Genomic DNA, 16,882 nt, shown 5'->3' with positions numbered 1-16,882 from the left:
CAACGGGCGCTATTTCTATAGTGTACCTATTAAAAAATAGTAGGTGCTGTTTTCTTTTCCATTTAAATGATGAGGGAAGTAAGGCATGAAAAGACAGAAGCGAGACCGTTTAGAAAGAGCTTTATCAAGAGGTTATCAAGCAGGTTTAGCAGGGCGCTCTAAAGAACTGTGCCCATATCAAGCAGTAGATGCTCGGTCGCATTGGCTAGGTGGTTGGCGAAAGGCGATGGAGGATCGAACCATAGCGGTAGTGTAACCCCACATTCTTTTAATCTTTTAGGTTAAATAGCCTGTACTCGTTTATTTGAGTATTTTCGGGTTTTTAAGTTAAAGATATCAATCAATTTAAGAACCTCCGCCATTGCGGAGGTTTGCATTTCAAAGCTTAGAATGCGCTCGTGTCTTTAAAAAGACCCACTTTTAAGTCTGTTGCAGTATAAATTAATTTACCATCAACTAAGACTTCACCATCTGCTAACCCCATGATCAGCTTACGGTTGATCACGCGTTTAAAGCTGATGCGGTAAGTGACTTTCTTCGCAGTAGGGAGGACTTGGCCTGTAAATTTAACTTCGCCAACGCCTAAAGCACGTCCTTTTCCTTCACCGCCAAGCCAGCCAAGATAGAAGCCAACTAACTGCCACATTGCATCTAGGCCTAAACAGCCTGGCATGACAGGGTCGTTTGTAAAGTGGCAGCCAAAGAACCAAAGGTCTGGATTAATATCCAGTTCAGCTTCCACATAACCTTTATTAAATGTGCCACCATCTTCAGTCATACTGACGATGCGATCCATCATCAACATGTTTCCTGATGGCAGTGGAGGACCATTTTCTCCAAATAATTCGCCTTTACCAGAAGCAATTAAATCATCTTTTGTGTAGGATCCGCGTTTATCAACCATGTTCTTAAGATAGCCTTTATTATGTGTAGGGCTACAGGATAGCTTACACTTGTACGCTGAACAACTCCGATCTGCTATTTTTTACGCAATCTTTACTTAACTCATCCATTTTAAGAACCAAGGAAGTCTAGCCTTATCCGGTGAATTTGCTTGATTAATGCGTTCTTGAATTAAAGCTAACAGGTGTACATTTTCCTCTTCAGCTTGCTGTTCAAAGTAAGGTTGTTTAGTGAGTAAAGTAATGGCTTGGGCGACATGTTCAACGGGCCAAATATGGAATTGGCCTTCTTTTACGGCTTCAACGACAGCAGATTTGGTGCATAAATGGCGGACATTTGCCATTGGGATGATGACACCTTGGTTGCCAGTTAACCCGCGTTTTTCACAGATATCAAAGAAACCTTCAATTTTCTCATTCACCCCGCCAATAGGTTGGACATAGCCAAATTGGTCAACCGCACCAGTGATAGCAATTTGCTGGTCAATAGGCTGTAGTGCTAATGCACTAATTAAAGCGCACAGCTCTGCGAGTGATGCGCTATCACCATCAACTTCACCATAAGATTGCTCAAAGACGATAGAGGCTGAGAAAGGTTGAGGTTGCTCTAATTTAAGCTCGTAATTTAAATAGGCTTGCATGATCATCATGCCTTTGGCATGGATATTACCACCTAACTCTGCTTTGCGTTCTACGTCAGTGAATTCGCCATCACCTAAATGGGCGACACAGGTAATTCGAGAAGGTTCACCAATAGCGTCAGGGTGCCCCGGGTATTGCAAAACAGATAAACCATTAACTTGGCCGATAACTTCGCCTTCGGTTTTAACAAAGATCTGTTCTTGCAAAATATCATCTTGAGTACGTTCTGCTAGGAAACTATGGCGCCATTGGCGATTTTCGTTAGCTTGGTTAAATGACTCTTTAGTGAGCAAATGGTTGACATGGTAATGGCTGGCATCTACAAGGGAGCGAACTAACCAAAGATTATCAAGAGGAAGATTAAATTTATCCTCACAGTAACGTACAGCTTGTTGGATAAAAGGAAGCCACCCATCAGGGGAAATATTCGGTAATTTATTTGAATCAATAATGGATTTAATATAACGCATCCATAAGGTCAATTGTTCTTCATCTTCGAAGAACATAACAGGCTCATATTCGCCATAAATAGCGCAGCTAAATAGCTCTGGTGATGTAAATTCAAATTCTTCTAGAGCGAGTCGGTCACCAACAATTATGACTTTAAGTTCTAAAGGCTGTGGCTCAATTTCAATGGGTAAAGGTTGATTATCCGAATAAGGTAGCCATTCAAGCTGTTGACGGTTAACCATATTTTTTAGGCGAGCCCACATTAAAGGTTGATTAATTAATGTGCTAGCAGCGATAACTAATATGCCACCATTGATTTGGTGAAGTAAGCCTGGGACTAAATTCAAGGAAGGGGTAACATAGCCAAATAATTGTTCGGGTTCTATCCAATTACGGTAAGCGATTTTATCACGAGAAGAAAAACGGCTTGTAACACCATTTTCCCACTGGAAAACGCGGTTATCTTCAGATAATTGATAGTCACCATCAATAGTATTTATCTCTGCCAGTAATGGGGTAATTGCATTAGCATAAAGGCTAAGATATGTCTCACTTTCATCAGACTTGATAAACATAAAGCGCGTTTGGGCAAATTCATCAACAAAATGTTGTATGCCATCAGATAGCCTAGGCTGAATGTCTGATAAAATTGCAGGGGTCAACGTTTCTGAAGATACAAATTTCGTCTGAAATGACGATAAGTTAGGAATTAGGCCTTGCCATGTTAGTTCTTGACTGATCACTATAATTATCTGCTATTAATAGAGTTATAAATAAAATGCCTGCCAGTAAGCTGGGCGTATATGCCTGAAAAAGGTTTATTGAATAAATTTGCTAAATAGCATTGTTTGTTTTATAAACAAATTTCAGGCTAATTCATTACCCAATGGGCAAGCTTGTTATATTAGCCTTTGATAGGCAATCTTGCAGCAATAATTGTTGAATTATCGACTAGAATAACGAAAACATAAATACAATGGGTAGTGTCATTGGCCAAGTTAAGCCAATAAGTATGGCGCTCAGTAGGCGCATAAAAAAGTTTGGATCTTTTGTTACGAGTAGGGTAAATAGCATTGCGCATACACCGCCAATCCCATAGATGACGAGTATGTATTCAAATGTGGACATGCAGTTTTATTAATTTGTTAACAGATAGGGGCGGATTGTACACTATTTTTACAAGGTAGGCTTACCTTCTTTATTGAAAAAGTGAATATTCCACTAAATCGAATATCTGCATGAGTATTTTGTTTATAATCTTGCTAATATAAAAATAGGTTCAATTTTCTTCAGGAAAAATTATGAAATATCAGCAGCTTGAAAATCTTGAATGTGGCTGGAAATGGGAATACCTCGTCAATAAAGCAAGAGGTGGCGAAGCAATTACCCGCTATATAGAAAGAAGCGCAGAAAAAGAAGCCATAGACTTGCTGCTAAAAATGGAAAATAGACCGGTTGATGTACTAAAGTGGATCACTCAGCATATGAATCCAGAGCTTGATAACCGAATGAAACAGAGTATTCGGGCGAGGCGTAAGCGTCATTTCAATGCCGAGCATCCACATACACGTAAGAAATCAATAGATTTAAATTTTTCAGTATGGCAGCGTTTGTCTAATCTTGCTGTGAAGCGTAATAAAACGTTGTCTGAAACTATTATTCAGTTGATTGAAGATGCGGAACATAAAGATAAATATGAAAGCCAAATGAGCTCATTAAAACAAGATTTGCAAGCGATCCTTGGAACACCAAAGGAAAAAGATAATTAAAGAAGATCTGTGAGGATCCGTGCTGGTAGTTCAAGCTATATGACATGATTGCGGGAAGTTTAATTTTAAAAATGAATTTTTGTATCGTGTCTATTATTTTTAGTAATAAAAAACCCCAATATTAATTGGGGTTTTTGTATTTCAGTTCGAAATTCAAACTAGGGCTAAGAATTAAGCACCTGGCTGAGTTACAACTTCAGTTGTACCTTGGATTTCGATTTCAACGCGACGATCTGGCGCTAAACACTCGATCAGAGCTGCACGGCCTTTAACGTTGTCACATTTGTTACCAGTTACTGGATCTTCTTTACCACGGCCTTCTGCAGCGATTGCGCTAGCTGGAACGCCTTTAGATACTAAGTAGTCAACTACTGACTGAGCACGTTTCTGTGACAGTGGCAGGTTGTAGTTTTGTGAACCGATACGGTCAGTGAAACCAACTACCAGTACGCGACCTTGAGTTGGGTCGATGCTGCTCAGTTCGTTGTACAGTTCATTCAGAGCTTGCTGACCTTCTGGTTTCAGAGATGCTTTGTTGAAGTTAAACAGAACGTCTGAACGCAGTGTGAAACGTTTGTTTTCAACAACTGGAGCTGCTGGCTCAACAACTGGAGCTGGAGCAACAACTGGAGCATCAGCTTGACCGAAACGGTATGCAACACCAACGCTCAGCATGCCGTTGTCTGGACGAGTACCGATGTTGTCTTTATCACCTAAGTTGCTAACCCACTGGTAGTCTAAACGAGTAGCCCACTCTGGAGTGATTGCATACTCAAGACCTAATGCGTATACAGGTGCAACGCCAGTGTCAGTTTCTTTGAAACGTTGGCCATTTTGGTGAGCTTTAGCTTCTGTACGGTAAACCATACCACCTAAACGAGTGTAAACATCTAAGTCATCCATGATTGGATAGCTTAATTTGGTAGTTAATGAAACACCCATAGATTTCAGGTCACCGCTGTTACCAGCGCCTTTGTATTTCATTTTACCGAACCAATCATAGCCAAGCTCGAAGCCTAAGTATTGGTTATATTGGTAACCAGCGTAGGCACCTGCACCGATTGTGTCACGGTCAGTGCTGTTACCAACAGTGCCCCAACCTGCATAGTCTGTACCAGTTTTTGCTGGATTCAGGCTAGTGTCTTCATAGTGAGACCAACCTAATTTAGCACCGGTATACCAAGTGTTATCTTTTGGAGCTGCTTGTGCAACGGTTGCAAAAGCTGCTACTGCCACTGCTACTGCGATAGCTGTTTTTTTCATTTTTACGCCTCGTTATCATCCAATATTGGCTTGGCTTCGCTGAGCCTTATTATATGCCATTGGTTTAATTTACTTGCTAGGTTTCGCAGACATTATCTACAAAAAAATAATAAAAGTAAAAAAATAATGCCATAAGCCGAACAAGCTAAAGTCTACAACGAACTTAAAAAGATACAAGTAGAGTGAGCAATAATCGTTAAAAAAAGTATTTTTTTAGTGTATAAATCAGAGAGATATGTATATTTTCTGTAATGATTATTTTTTATCTATCTGATTGATCTACAATACATTTAATTTAACTTTAGAGGAAAATATTTCTAAAGGTTAAATTTAGTAAGAAAATTCTTAATCTTGGCTAGTGGTAATGATTTGAATGAATTTTTAAGTGGTTTGGCTGTCCTGCTAGTGTATTAATCATATTAAACGTTTTCTGTGGGCGCATAATTAAACCGATAGAACGGCCTTCTTGAGCTGCGTATTGCAAGCGAACAAAATCTTGCTCGCTTATTTCAGGTAGCCACCCTAAAACCACACTGTAATTACCACTTCTTAGTGCTTTTTCCATGGCGCCAATCGTAGTGATATCTTCCATATGGTTTAATTGCATAACCTTATGAGTTGGTATTCCTGATTGTTCTAACCAGTGCTTACTGAGTTTCTTATTAGGGCTTAACCAGAGTAACCAGCGTGATTGAACCCCAAACTGGCGAAGCATTGGCAACAAAATGTAATCCATAATAGGGTGTTTTTCATCGTAAACAAGCTCGCTCACCATACCTTGTTGCATAGAGCTGTTAGTAAGCCCTGTCGCAGGGATTGATTGTGCGTAATTATTAAGAGAATGTTCTGTTGAGTTGTTCCAAGAATAGATGCTCATAATTTACCTCGTTACAATGCTGTATGAACATACAGTAACTGTATATCCATCCAATATCAAGACTATTTTTTCAAAGCGCTTCGCAACTTTGTTGTTTTTTTCTGCATTCTTCTTGGCATTTTTTATGGAAGCTCTCAAAATTAGTTATGCGTAATTATCTGTAAAAAAAGAAGTTATAAAATTATTTTTCTCAAGGATGAAAATTGAGCATACCCAAAAAGGAGTTTGGTAATGTTGTTAGAAGAAGAAAAAATTTTTTATTTATCTCGTTTGTTAAGTCAGTTTGGCGAGCTAAAACGCAAAAATCATTTTGGTGGATTTTGTCTATTAGTCGATGATGCCATTGTAGGATTGGTACTCGACGGTTGTTTTTATTTGCGTGGCTGCTTAGTGGCAAGAAGTCACTTTGAAGCGTCAGGGTTTAATCGGTTAGTTTATAGTAAAAAAGGCATTCCATTGGAAATGCGCTACTATCTACTTTCGGAACAAGTTTGGCATGACGAGTCCTTGTTTCTCCAATATATTGAGTTGGCGTACCGTTCAGCTATCGAGGAATTAAAACAAAAGCAATCAATGACTATGCGTATAAAAGATTTGCCTAATATGAATATGTCGGTTGAGCGCGCACTAGGGAAAATCGGGGTATCGCATGTTGATGAGCTGCGTATGATGGGGGCAAAGGCTTGTTTTATGAAGCTAAAAAAACATGGTAGGAATAACCCAAGTATTAAGTTACTCATTGGCTTAGCCGCTGCAATAGAAGGGTGTCATAGTGCTGTTTTACCCAAGGATATCAAACAAGAGTTAATTGCTTGGTATAATAGTTTTGAGTTGACGTCAGTCTAAACCTGCGGAAAGCGACTGTTATTATAATTAATATTACATTACGCGATATGAAATGGGCGGGTATTTAGGATTTTAATACCCGCTCATCGGTATATTTATGACGCACTAATGGTTCGAATTATCTGTTTTATCTCAGGGATTAATTCGAGTAATAACTTAGTTTGTTCCATGATAAGTAACGTTTTTTCGTCATCACTAGTTGAAATGTTATCTATTCGGTTTAATAAACTATGGCGAAGCTTATCTGATTTTTCATCAATAACGAGTGGGTCAATGGTGGTGATTTGTAACGACGATTCAACATAGCAAATTGCGTCGTTGAGTAATGAAAGGTTACCTTCATTTTGCATTTTTTCACGATGTGCGCCTAATGCAGAAATATAACTGAGTAAGGTATGGTTTAAGCAGAGTAGGCGAAAAGCTTGTTCTTGGGTGATTCGATAAGACTTGGGGTCAGAAGCCATATTGGACACAATAGAAGCGAACTCTGCATCATTATTATGTGCATCTCTACGTGCAATTCGGTACTCAAGGCGGTTGTCTTTACCTTGGTAGTATTGTTGTAAAATAGCATCTAAATAGCGACAGTTGCTGTCCATTGTTTTTTGAATGACTTGGGGAAGTTGGCGGAACTTCCAGTCTGGCCAAATAAAACTCACTGCAAGTAATGCAATAAAACAACCAATTAATGTGTCAATGATCCGTGGAAGTGCAACATCAAACCCCTCGCCCAGTAGGTTAAAACAAAACAAAACGAGAAGTGTGATAAATAATGTTGCTTGGGCATATTGACTACTGCGAAACATAAAAAACAGTAAACCAGAAATAACGATTAGCGTAAGTTGCCCTTCCATTGAAGGGATTAAATTCAGCAAAGGTAAGCCAATAAGAATACCAACGATAGTTCCTATTATGCGAAGGGCTAAGCGCCGTTTAGTGGCACTGTAGTTTGGTTGGCATACAAATAAACTCGTGAGTAATATCCAATATCCTCTTTCCATATCAAATAGTTGTATGATGATATAGCCAGTACAAAGGAGAATTGACATTCTTACTGCATGGCGAAATAAAGAGGATTTTGGTGTTAAATGGTGCTTAACTCGCGAAATAATATCACTAATACCTGATAACGATTCGTCAGATAACTGTTCTATTTGCTTATTATTTTGCTGCCATGAACTCTGCTCAAGGCTTAGGCCTTTCAGTTGGACGTCAATTCCTTTTAAGTTTTTAAGTAAGTTATATAGGGCCTTAATTTCATGAAGCTCAGGCGATTGCTGTTTTAGTAGCTGTAGCGATTTTTCAATGTAAGTGAAAGTACGCTCAAAACGAGGGTTATGTTGGTATTGTTTACGCCATAAAACAGATTGAGCAACTTGCTGGCAGGCTCTCGCTTGCATAGTTAATAGGCGTTGGAAACGAAATAAAATATCACAATGACGTAAAGTACGGCTAAGTTGTTGATATTGAATATGAGACGAACTCGCTCGTTCGTGAATATCTTGGGCAACAAAATAGTATTGTAGCGAATTTCGGGTACCTTTTTGCCCCCGGTCTCCTTTTAACCGACTCAGTAATGCAATTTTTGCTTGGTTCATGGTACTGACCAAATGACTGTTTACTAATGCTAAATCATAAACTGAGCGTTGGTAGTCATCTTCTAAGTCAGGGTCAAATAAGTTGGCTTTTGCATCTAGATAAGCTGAAAGTTGCTGATAGCATTGGGTAATTGCATCTTGTAATGGCCTAACAGGAAATAAGATATGCCCAATCAAGGTTAAAATATTATACCAAATTGCCCCTGTGAGTAATAATGTGGGTTGTTGGTACCAAGTATCAAAAATGGGTACGCCGAGCATGGTATAAATGGCAATTAACAGCGCACCAAATGCGATGGTTGCGTATCGCTGCCCTAAAGCGCCGAGAAGAATAAAGCCACAGGTAGAAAATGCGAGGCCAAAAAAGAAAAATAAAGGATAGGGAAAAAGTAGTTCAATAGAAACTGATGCAATAAAAAAACAAAAAAGTGTAATAATTAAATTTTTTATTCTGCCAGTTAGCCTATCATCTAAGTCAGTTAGTGCTGCAGCAACCACACCCAATGTCAGTGGGATGGTGATTTTAGGCTCTTGGTTTAACAACCACGGCACTAAGGTTGCGCCTGTCAGGGCTATAAATATTCGGATATAATATAAAAAATGGCTGTTATATAGCACACGACGATAACTGGTAAGCAGTGTTAACACAAAGTACCTCAAAGGTAAGACAAGCCCTAATCTATATAGGATAGCTTGTTTGCAAGGAATAAAAAACCGTTTGGAATCAAGCCAACCGTATTTTGTCATTGATTTTCTCAGGTGCAGGACGTATGGAACTGAAATCAACACAGATTGGACAGCGTCTGGCTCAGCATCCCTACAATCGGGTTCGCTTACTCAACGCAGGTATTGAAGTGAGTGGTGAAAACCACCAATATCTTATCCCATTTAATGAACTTATCGATCTTCGTTGTAAGAGAGGGATTGTTTGGGGGGAGTTAGAATTTGAAATTGTGAATGAACAAGTTGTTCGTTTACATGGTACTGAATGGAAGCAAACTCAGCGCTTTTACCATTATTTGAATGAAAAATGGCAACAATGGAGCACTGAAATGAGTCAAGTCAGTGCTAGTGTATTGACTGAATTAGTTAATTCGATTGAACAATTGACACAACAAGACAGGTGGCTAACATTACGTCATCTATCTGAAATAAAAGATAAAATATCACAAAACTTTTCGTCTCTGCCTATGCCTTTGGCGCGCATTTCATTGTATGAAAATTGTGCAGCACAATATCACGAATGTCTGAATTGGCTGAATAGCGGTCAAGAATGCCGAAAACAAATTAACGATCACTGGTGTGAGTCTGTATTAGTTCGTTATCACGATTTTTTCCAGCAAGTAGAAACATCACCACTCAATTATTCACAGTCCTTATCTGTGATTAATGGTGAGGATAATGTATTAGTACTGGCGGGGGCTGGAAGTGGTAAAACATCAGTCCTAGTTGCAAGAGCGGGTTGGCTAATCTTGCGAGGTTTGGCAAAACCAGAACAAATTCTTTTGTTGGCTTTTGGCCGTAAAGCTGCAGATGAAATGAATGAGCGTATTCATTTACGTTTACAACAAGATATTGAAGCTAAAACTTTCCATGCGCTTGCTCTACATATCATTCGTGAAGGTAGCAAAAAATCGCCAGTGATTAGCGAGTTAGAAACAGACACTCAAAAACGACAAACACTGTTATTAAACGAATGGCGAGAACAATGTTCAGCAAAGAAAGCGCAGGCAAAAGGATGGCGAGAATGGCTTTCTGAAGAGTTGCAATGGGAAATTCCAGACGGTGAATTCTGGAAAGACGAAAAAATTAGCACTAAAGTCACTGCCCGTTTAGACCGTTGGCTAAGTTTAATGCGTATGCATGGCGGTAGCCAGAAGGACATGATTGATAATACGTCGGAAGAAATAAGAGATCTTTTTCAAAAACGTATTCGTTTAATGGCGCCGCTATTGAAAGTATGGAAAAGCGCTTTGAAAGATGAAGGTGCAATTGATTTTTCTGGATTAATTCATCAAGCTATTAATATTTTAGAAAAAGGGCGTTTTATTAGCCCATGGAAACATATTTTAGTTGATGAGTTTCAAGATATTTCACCTCTCAGAGCGAAGTTACTGCAAGCACTACGTCAGCAGAATAAGCAAACCACATTATTTGCGGTTGGAGATGATTGGCAAGCCATTTACCGGTTTAGTGGTGCAGAATTAGACTTAACGACATCGTTTGAACATAACTTTGGTATTGGGGAACTTTGCGCTTTAGACACGACTTATCGTTTTAACCAACGCATTGGTGAGGTTGCAAATCAGTTTATTTTACAAAACCCTATGCAGTTAGATAAGCCATTGAATAGTTTAACTAAAGGGAATAAAAAATCTGTTATTCTTCTTTATGAAGATGCCTTGGAACGCTTATTGGATAAAATGAGTGGTTATGTCCTTGATGATGAAACGATATTAGTACTAGCCCGCTACCATTATTTAAAACCTAATATTTTAGATAAAGCCAAAACTCGTTGGCCAAAATTAAATATTCAGTTTATGACTATTCATGCCTCAAAAGGGCAGCAAGCAGATCATGTGATAATTTGTGGTCTGAATAGCGGAAAGGATGGTTTCCCTGCTCCTGCGCGCGAATCAGTTATTGAGCAAGCATTATTGCCTAAGCCCGAAGATTTTGACCATGCAGAAGAAAGGCGTTTGCTATATGTCGCATTAACACGGGCTAAGCAGCAAGTTTGGTTGCTTTATCACCCAGAAAAACCGTCAGAATTTGTCGATGAACTCAAGCAATTGGGCGTTCCAAAACAAAAGAAACCTTAAAGCTATATTATGATCTATTAAGTGCCAGAATACTCTGGCGCTTAATAGAGATAGAATTAGTTAGTTCGTTTGGTTAAATAGCTTTCGTAATCAGGAATAACGACGTCTATCGTATTATCAAAATAGGGTGAGGTGATTAAAAAATCAGCGGTTGCAGAGTTGGTTGCGACAGGAATATTCCAAACGGTGGCTAAACGTAGTAGTGCTTTAACATCTGGGTCATGAGGCACGGCATTAAGAGGGTCCCAGAAGAAAATTAATAGGTCAATTTTTTGCTCCGCAATCATTGAGCCTATTTGTTGGTCTCCCCCCATTGGGCCACTTAGCATACTCGTAACAGGCAACCCAGTGTGCTGGTGGATTAAATTGCCTGTAGTTCCTGTTGCGTATAAATTGTGAGCTTGAAGCCGTTCATTATTTTTCTTAGTCCAAGATAATAATGAAGGTTTACAGTGGTCATGGGCAACCAAAGCAATATTTTTTGAGGCTGTAATTTTACGGGTAGTTGATTCCATGATGTTCCCTTAAATAAGATGCGAGATAGACATCTTTAAAAATTGAATGAGCAAAGATATACAACATATATCATAATGCTAATGAATAGTTTATAGGTTTTGGGAGATATTTTGATGAGAGATCAAGAAATTGCTGAAATTTTAAAGCGTGTCCGGACAATCGCTTTAGTGGGAGCGAGTGATAAGGCAAATAGGCCGAGTTATGAAGTCATGGAATATCTTTTACATCAAGGCTATACCGTTATTCCTGTCAGCCCTAAATTGGCAGGTCAAACCTTGTTAGGGCAGCTAGTATACGAAAAGCTTAGTGATATACCTGTGCCTATTGATATGGTCGATGTGTTTCGTAATGCAGAAGCTGCAGTAGGAGTGGCCAGAGAAGCCGTGGAAATTAAAGCTAAAGTTTTGTGGTTACAAAAAGGAGTGATTAGCGAAGAAGCACAGCAAATCGCTTTGCAGGCTGGTTTGCAGTTTGTTATGGATAAATGTCCGAAACAAGAAATACCCGCTTTAGGCCTTGAAAAATAAAGTATTTCTAGCGTTAAAAAGTAAAGCAGCTAGTGAGCTGCTTTACGGTTGCGTTCATAAATAACAATATAGATAATTGAAGGTTAGTTGCGAAGGCGAGGAGCTTGCAACTGAGACCTTATGGATTCCGCTAGTTCATCCATTGATGGTTGTTCTGGATGGTCTTCTACGGTTTCATAAGTAATTTGAGCTTCAGCCAAATATGTATGAACTGCATCCCCATTGTCATCTTCCATAACAACATGATACCAAGGTAGATCGCGTAGTGTGCTGTTAGCGGCAATATCATCATCATGTGGTTGTTCGAGCGAATACTCAGCGTCAACATCTACAACGACGCCTAAGTAGCCGAGAAGTTTGTGCCTAACTTGTTGCCCGATTCCATATTTACTGGTGATCATCATAGCGACCTCCTAAAAGCCTTGCTTATACTTCAAACTATATATGGGCAGTGCTACGCGTTTTCAAGCTAATATATGGACAATTATTAATAACGCAATACACTGTCTTTATACGCAACTATGAAAAGCAGTGCCTCATTTAGCAGATTATCTGTTCAATGAATAAAAAACAACTGTTAAAAAGAAGGTATCAATACATTATGCTCTGACAACGGAGGCTCACATGACTGCATCAGGTCGATATTTTTATATTTATGGTCGTGTTCAAGGGGTTGGGTTTCGTTACCAAACCTATCATTGGGCTAATCAGAACGGCATAAAAGGTTTTGTGTGTAACCGAGATGATGGCAGTGTTAAGCTAGCCGTTTACGGAACAGAGCAAGATATTGAATTTGTTGATGAGTGGCTAAAAGCTGGGGGACCACCGGGAGCAAAAGTAGACCATTTTTTCACAGAAAACTGGAAGACCGAGCCAATAGCGGACTTTAGTGTCCGCTATTAGTGAAAAATTAAATACATTTCACCGGTTTTGGCAGGCCAGCAAGTTTAGTGGCTTGCTTAGCTGGCCCTTTTGGAAATAGCCGGTATAGATAGCGGCTATTGCCTTTTTCTTCGCCAAATTGTTGAGAAACTGCTTTAACCAACATGCGAATAGCAGGTGAGGTATTAAATTCCAAATAGAAGTTCCTGACGAAACGGATAATCTCTAGGTGTTCATTGGTAATTTCAATATCTTCTTGCTGCGCTAGCAAAGGAATTAATTCTTCGCTCCATTGTTGGCTATCAAGCAGGTAACCTTGCGCGTCTGTTTCTATCTCTTGATTATTAAAAACCAACATACTCTTTTCAACTCAAATAAAATTAGAACGTAAATTTAGCAAAAATCGAGGTATAACCCAAGTAAAGTCGTTAGAATGTCGATATTTTCACCCAACAGTATGAAAAGCGTATATTTTTAAAGCGAATGATCAAATTAGGGGTTTACATCCAATGAGAGGATGTTTATAGTGCACGTCATTGCGGAGGGGTGGCCGAGCGGCTGAAGGCAGCGGTCTTGAAAACCGCCGATGGGAAACCATCCGAGAGTTCGAATCTCTCCTCCTCCGCCATCTTCACTTCTAGTAACGTCTTCCAAAGTCTTCCAATCCCAAGTAAATCAAGCATTCTAACTAAATCCCATTATTCCAACGTCTACTAACGCCTATTGAAAACTACCCCCTTTAGGTGGTACATATGGGGGTACATTTATACCCCATGATTTGAGTACCCCCAAATGAAGCTAACAGTTAAACAAATTGATTCCAGTAAGCCTAAAGAAAAAGACTACAAACTATCTGATGGTGGTGGACTGTATCTATTGGTTAAAACTAATGGCGGAAAGTATTGGCGGTTAAAATACCGAATCGATGGTAAAGAGAAACTTTTAGCTATTGGAATTTATCCAACCGTTACACTAGCTGATGCCAGAAGAAAGCGTGATGATGCAAAGAGATTGCTGGCGGATGGAATTGACCCAAACCAACAACGCAAAGAACAGAAGCAAGCCTCCAAGATTGACAGCGTAAACACCTTTAAAAACATTGCCCTTGAATGGTATGAGGGAAGAAAGGATCGCTGGTCTGTTGGTTATCGTGATGACATGATGGACGCATTTGAGAAAGACGTCTTTCCTTATATAGGCAATCGCCCAATTGCTGAAATCAAACCAATGGAATTACTTGAAGTGCTTTCTATTATGGAAAAACGCGGAGCAACCGAGAAGCTAAAGAAAGTGCGTCAACGTTGTGGCGAGGTGTGGAAGTACGCCATTATTACTGGTAGGGCTGAGTATAACCCTGCGCCAGATTTAGCGAGTGCCTTTGTTCCACATAAGCGTGAGCACTACGCCCACCTTTCAGTAAGTGAATTACCAGAGTTTCTTTCTTCTATAGATAAGTACATGGGAAGCCAGATTGTAAGAGTGGCATTAAGGGTACTTATATTAACTGGAGTTCGACCAGGCGAATTGAGAAAGGCGGAATGGTCAGAAATTAACTTTGATACTGGAGTATGGGAAATACCGGCTGAAAAAATGAAGATGCGCCGCCCTCATATTGTACCACTATCAGAGCAGGTTATTGATTTGTTGAAACAGATACACCCTATCAGTGGCAGTTATCAATATATATTCCCTAGCCGCACTGATTATAGAAAACATATATCAGATATGGCACTGAATACGATGATTAGGCGCATGGGTTACAGTGGTAGAGCCACAGGTCACGGATTCAGGCACACAATGAGTACCATCCTACACGAACAAGGCTATAACACTGCATGGATTGAGACACAGCTAGCGCATGTCGATAAAAACTCTATCCGTGGAACGTATAACCATGCTCAGTACATTGATGGGCGTAGAGAAATGCTTCAATGGTACGCTGATTACATGGGGGCATTAGAGAACGGGGATAATGTTGTACACGGCAACTTTAAACGTGCTTAATCCACCAGCAACCACATACATAACCAGACAATAAAAGGTCTGTTTTTTGTGCCTTAAATAGCCATAACTGGACAAATAGACAGTGATTATAGACTGTAGTAGACTTGCATAGACTATAAAGAATAAAGCTATGCCTAGGCTGATCCCCGAAAACTAGTACACCTCTACTAGCTGGCATAGCTCCTACAGAATGAGGGCGTGAGGTGGCGAGTGAGTTTTTTTAAAGCGATAGAGAGAGAAAAACAGCAGGTAATTTACTTAGAAGAATTTATTAATGAAATTGCAAAAATGCAAGGCGTGAGCGATGTTGATGTTGTGGCTATTTTATATAGAGAAATATATGAAGAAATTCCATTTAATAAGCCATTTAATTTATATTACTACACCGAACTCGACTCTTTTGTGAAGCTATCAAAGCGTGAGGCTACACAGGTATTATCTGAATTTAGTAACGACAGTTGTCCGTTTGCTCCATTTGACATAATGAGACAAGTCTCAGATAGAGAATGGAAATCATATAAGGTGTGCGTTAAAGCTATGGAAGCGGCAGTATTTTTATTAGATGTAAATGTGCCGCTCCCTAGCTGTTTAGAATTTATAAAAGATAAAGCAGAGATACAACTCAGTGATGAGAGAAGGAAGACCCAAAAAGTAGCTGATGAACTAAAAAAGAAATATGAAACAGATAAAAACATACCAGAACTGAAAAAGTGGAATGAGTTTGCTGGTAAAGACACGGCTTTAATGTTCATAGCTGGCTTATGCTTAGCTTTAACCGATAAAAAAGGAGCCGCTTATAAGAATGGATCTAAAATGAACAAAAGTGCTATAGCTGAAGGTGCCATTGCTGCTATAGACAAATATGGGAAAGGTTCAACAATAAGTACAAAATCACTTACTAATTTGATTAATCAAGCGCTAGATGAAAACGAACCAGATGATGGATTTAGCCTATAGAATAAGGATACTTCCAAATATAAATACGAGACTTCCAAACTGTATACAAATTAATCATAAATGGCTTTTCCTATTTCTAAGGACTATTTTTTCACTTCCTACTATTTTGTGTTCACTTCCATACAGCGTGTTGATTATTTGATTCAATAGCCCCTGAATCTAAGGACGTCTATCTAGGCGTACTATTAATCAGATAACAGGGGGCTACATGCCAACAGTAACAACCTTTAAAGAAAATCTCATTCGCTTACCAGAAGTCATGCGTCGTACTGGCTATGGCAAAGCGTGGATTTATCGCCTCATTGAAACAGGTCAATTCCCTAAATCAGTAAAAATCGGTACTCGTTCTATTGCTTTCGTTGAGTCGGAAGTCGATGAATGGATCGCTAATAAGATTGCTGAATCACGCGCTGGTGAGGTGGCTTAATGGAAAAGAAAAACCACCCGTCACAGGTGGCTTCTCAGAATAACGTTGCGTCATCTATTCTACCAAAGAACCCACCGAAAAAACACCGTGCCCGTTTATATATGTTAGGTACAGGTATTAATGGATTTACCGAGAATGAAATATTAATTCATTGTCGCTTATCGTCAGGCCGTAATTATCCGAATGAATTAGAACGTTTATTAAATATTGAACTAGAGCGCATTGGTGAACCTAATCCTGATGGTATTGGGTCACATTACCGTTACCGCTTTAAGACGGCTCAGGATGCGCAGAAGGTTATCAATTTAATTAATGAACGCGCTGAACAGGGTAATTACCAAACACTGGATAAAGCATACGTAAATAATATTTTAAGCCTCTACCCGACAAAATAACGGAA

At 39.3% G+C, this 16,882-nt stretch carries 19 protein-coding genes and 1 tRNA gene; 11 read left to right on the top strand and 9 right to left on the bottom strand.

The window, feature by feature from the left end:
- Positions 1 to 85: 85 nt before the first annotated feature.
- The gene (gene rmf / locus PSF31_RS07515; RefSeq protein WP_004256131.1) at positions 86 to 256 is read left to right on the top strand and encodes a ribosome modulation factor; all 171 of its coding nucleotides are present in this window, start codon (positions 86 to 88) and stop codon (positions 254 to 256) included.
- 129 nt (positions 257 to 385) lie between these two features.
- Here the strand turns inward: rmf and fabA are convergent, their stop codons facing one another.
- From fabA to PSF31_RS07500, 3 genes are all read right to left on the bottom strand, one after another.
- Positions 386 to 904, bottom strand: a complete 519-nt coding sequence (fabA, locus tag PSF31_RS07510; protein WP_004256129.1) for a bifunctional 3-hydroxydecanoyl-ACP dehydratase/trans-2-decenoyl-ACP isomerase — start codon at positions 902 to 904, stop codon at positions 386 to 388.
- Between the two features lie 96 nt (positions 905 to 1,000).
- Positions 1,001 to 2,737, bottom strand: coding sequence for an AAA family ATPase (locus PSF31_RS07505; RefSeq protein ID WP_096864216.1), 1,737 nt, complete (start codon positions 2,735 to 2,737; stop codon positions 1,001 to 1,003).
- 208 nt (positions 2,738 to 2,945) lie between these two features.
- The gene (locus tag PSF31_RS07500) at positions 2,946 to 3,122 is read right to left on the bottom strand and encodes a GhoT/OrtT family toxin (protein WP_071585857.1); all 177 of its coding nucleotides are present in this window, start codon (positions 3,120 to 3,122) and stop codon (positions 2,946 to 2,948) included.
- Between the two features lie 173 nt (positions 3,123 to 3,295).
- Here PSF31_RS07500 and matP point away from each other — a divergent pair, with 173 nt between their 5' ends.
- Positions 3,296 to 3,763, top strand: a complete 468-nt coding sequence (gene matP / locus PSF31_RS07495) for a macrodomain Ter protein MatP (protein ID WP_004256123.1) — start codon at positions 3,296 to 3,298, stop codon at positions 3,761 to 3,763.
- A 171-nt stretch (positions 3,764 to 3,934) separates the two neighbouring features.
- On the opposite strand, the gene ompA is transcribed toward matP, so the two are convergent.
- Together ompA and sulA are read right to left on the bottom strand one after the other, a co-directional pair.
- Positions 3,935 to 5,026, bottom strand: coding sequence for a porin OmpA (gene ompA / locus PSF31_RS07490; RefSeq protein ID WP_004256113.1), 1,092 nt, complete (start codon positions 5,024 to 5,026; stop codon positions 3,935 to 3,937).
- 355 nt (positions 5,027 to 5,381) lie between these two features.
- Complete coding sequence (sulA, locus tag PSF31_RS07485; RefSeq protein ID WP_036957904.1) at positions 5,382 to 5,903, bottom strand: SOS-induced cell division inhibitor SulA; 522 nt, start codon at positions 5,901 to 5,903, stop codon at positions 5,382 to 5,384.
- 231 nt (positions 5,904 to 6,134) lie between these two features.
- Here sulA and PSF31_RS07480 point away from each other — a divergent pair, with 231 nt between their 5' ends.
- On the top strand, positions 6,135 to 6,749 hold the full coding sequence (locus PSF31_RS07480) for a TfoX/Sxy family DNA transformation protein (RefSeq protein ID WP_096864215.1): 615 nt from the start codon (positions 6,135 to 6,137) through the stop codon (positions 6,747 to 6,749).
- 95 nt (positions 6,750 to 6,844) lie between these two features.
- On the opposite strand, the gene yccS is transcribed toward PSF31_RS07480, so the two are convergent.
- The gene (gene yccS / locus PSF31_RS07475; RefSeq protein WP_176489303.1) at positions 6,845 to 8,995 is read right to left on the bottom strand and encodes a YccS family putative transporter; all 2,151 of its coding nucleotides are present in this window, start codon (positions 8,993 to 8,995) and stop codon (positions 6,845 to 6,847) included.
- Positions 8,996 to 9,117: 122 nt separating this feature from the next.
- Here yccS and helD point away from each other — a divergent pair, with 122 nt between their 5' ends.
- On the top strand, positions 9,118 to 11,169 hold the full coding sequence (helD, locus tag PSF31_RS07470; protein ID WP_094960709.1) for a DNA helicase IV: 2,052 nt from the start codon (positions 9,118 to 9,120) through the stop codon (positions 11,167 to 11,169).
- A 56-nt stretch (positions 11,170 to 11,225) separates the two neighbouring features.
- Here the strand turns inward: helD and PSF31_RS07465 are convergent, their stop codons facing one another.
- A complete protein-coding gene (locus PSF31_RS07465; protein WP_004256102.1) occupies positions 11,226 to 11,684 on the bottom strand; it encodes a methylglyoxal synthase in 459 nt (152 codons plus the stop codon).
- 114 nt (positions 11,685 to 11,798) lie between these two features.
- Between PSF31_RS07465 and PSF31_RS07460 the strand changes: the two genes are divergently transcribed.
- The gene (locus PSF31_RS07460; protein ID WP_096864214.1) at positions 11,799 to 12,212 is read left to right on the top strand and encodes a CoA-binding protein; all 414 of its coding nucleotides are present in this window, start codon (positions 11,799 to 11,801) and stop codon (positions 12,210 to 12,212) included.
- 83 nt (positions 12,213 to 12,295) lie between these two features.
- On the opposite strand, the gene hspQ is transcribed toward PSF31_RS07460, so the two are convergent.
- Entirely contained in the window at positions 12,296 to 12,616 is a 321-nt protein-coding gene (gene hspQ / locus PSF31_RS07455) for a heat shock protein HspQ (protein ID WP_004256095.1), read from the bottom strand.
- Positions 12,617 to 12,836: 220 nt separating this feature from the next.
- On the opposite strand from hspQ, the gene PSF31_RS07450 reads away from it, so the two are divergent.
- A complete protein-coding gene (locus tag PSF31_RS07450; protein ID WP_004256093.1) occupies positions 12,837 to 13,115 on the top strand; it encodes an acylphosphatase in 279 nt (92 codons plus the stop codon).
- A gap of 7 nt (positions 13,116 to 13,122) precedes the next feature.
- Here the strand turns inward: PSF31_RS07450 and PSF31_RS07445 are convergent, their stop codons facing one another.
- The gene (locus PSF31_RS07445) at positions 13,123 to 13,452 is read right to left on the bottom strand and encodes a TusE/DsrC/DsvC family sulfur relay protein (protein ID WP_004256090.1); all 330 of its coding nucleotides are present in this window, start codon (positions 13,450 to 13,452) and stop codon (positions 13,123 to 13,125) included.
- Positions 13,453 to 13,634: 182 nt separating this feature from the next.
- Between PSF31_RS07445 and PSF31_RS07440 the strand changes: the two genes are divergently transcribed.
- From PSF31_RS07440 to PSF31_RS07420, 5 genes are all read left to right on the top strand, one after another.
- Positions 13,635 to 13,722 (top strand) — tRNA-Ser (locus PSF31_RS07440).
- Positions 13,723 to 13,886: 164 nt separating this feature from the next.
- Positions 13,887 to 15,098 carry a tyrosine-type recombinase/integrase gene (locus tag PSF31_RS07435; RefSeq protein WP_008915269.1) on the top strand — a complete coding sequence of 404 codons (1,212 nt, stop codon included), beginning with the start codon at positions 13,887 to 13,889 and terminating at the stop codon, positions 15,096 to 15,098.
- A gap of 210 nt (positions 15,099 to 15,308) precedes the next feature.
- A complete protein-coding gene (locus PSF31_RS07430; RefSeq protein ID WP_210844481.1) occupies positions 15,309 to 16,055 on the top strand; it encodes a hypothetical protein in 747 nt (248 codons plus the stop codon).
- Positions 16,056 to 16,263: 208 nt separating this feature from the next.
- The gene (locus tag PSF31_RS07425; RefSeq protein ID WP_210844482.1) at positions 16,264 to 16,482 is read left to right on the top strand and encodes a helix-turn-helix transcriptional regulator; all 219 of its coding nucleotides are present in this window, start codon (positions 16,264 to 16,266) and stop codon (positions 16,480 to 16,482) included.
- Complete coding sequence (locus PSF31_RS07420; protein WP_210844483.1) at positions 16,482 to 16,877, top strand: hypothetical protein; 396 nt, start codon at positions 16,482 to 16,484, stop codon at positions 16,875 to 16,877. Before PSF31_RS07425 ends, PSF31_RS07420 begins: the two co-directional genes overlap by 1 nt.
- Positions 16,878 to 16,882: the final 5 nt, after the last annotated feature.

Origin of the sequence: Providencia sp. PROV156 (assembly GCF_028480905.1) — a bacterium.
Classification (GTDB): Bacteria; Pseudomonadota; Gammaproteobacteria; order Enterobacterales; family Enterobacteriaceae; genus Providencia; species Providencia hangzhouensis.
This window is presented reverse-complemented; position numbering and strand designations above follow the sequence as displayed.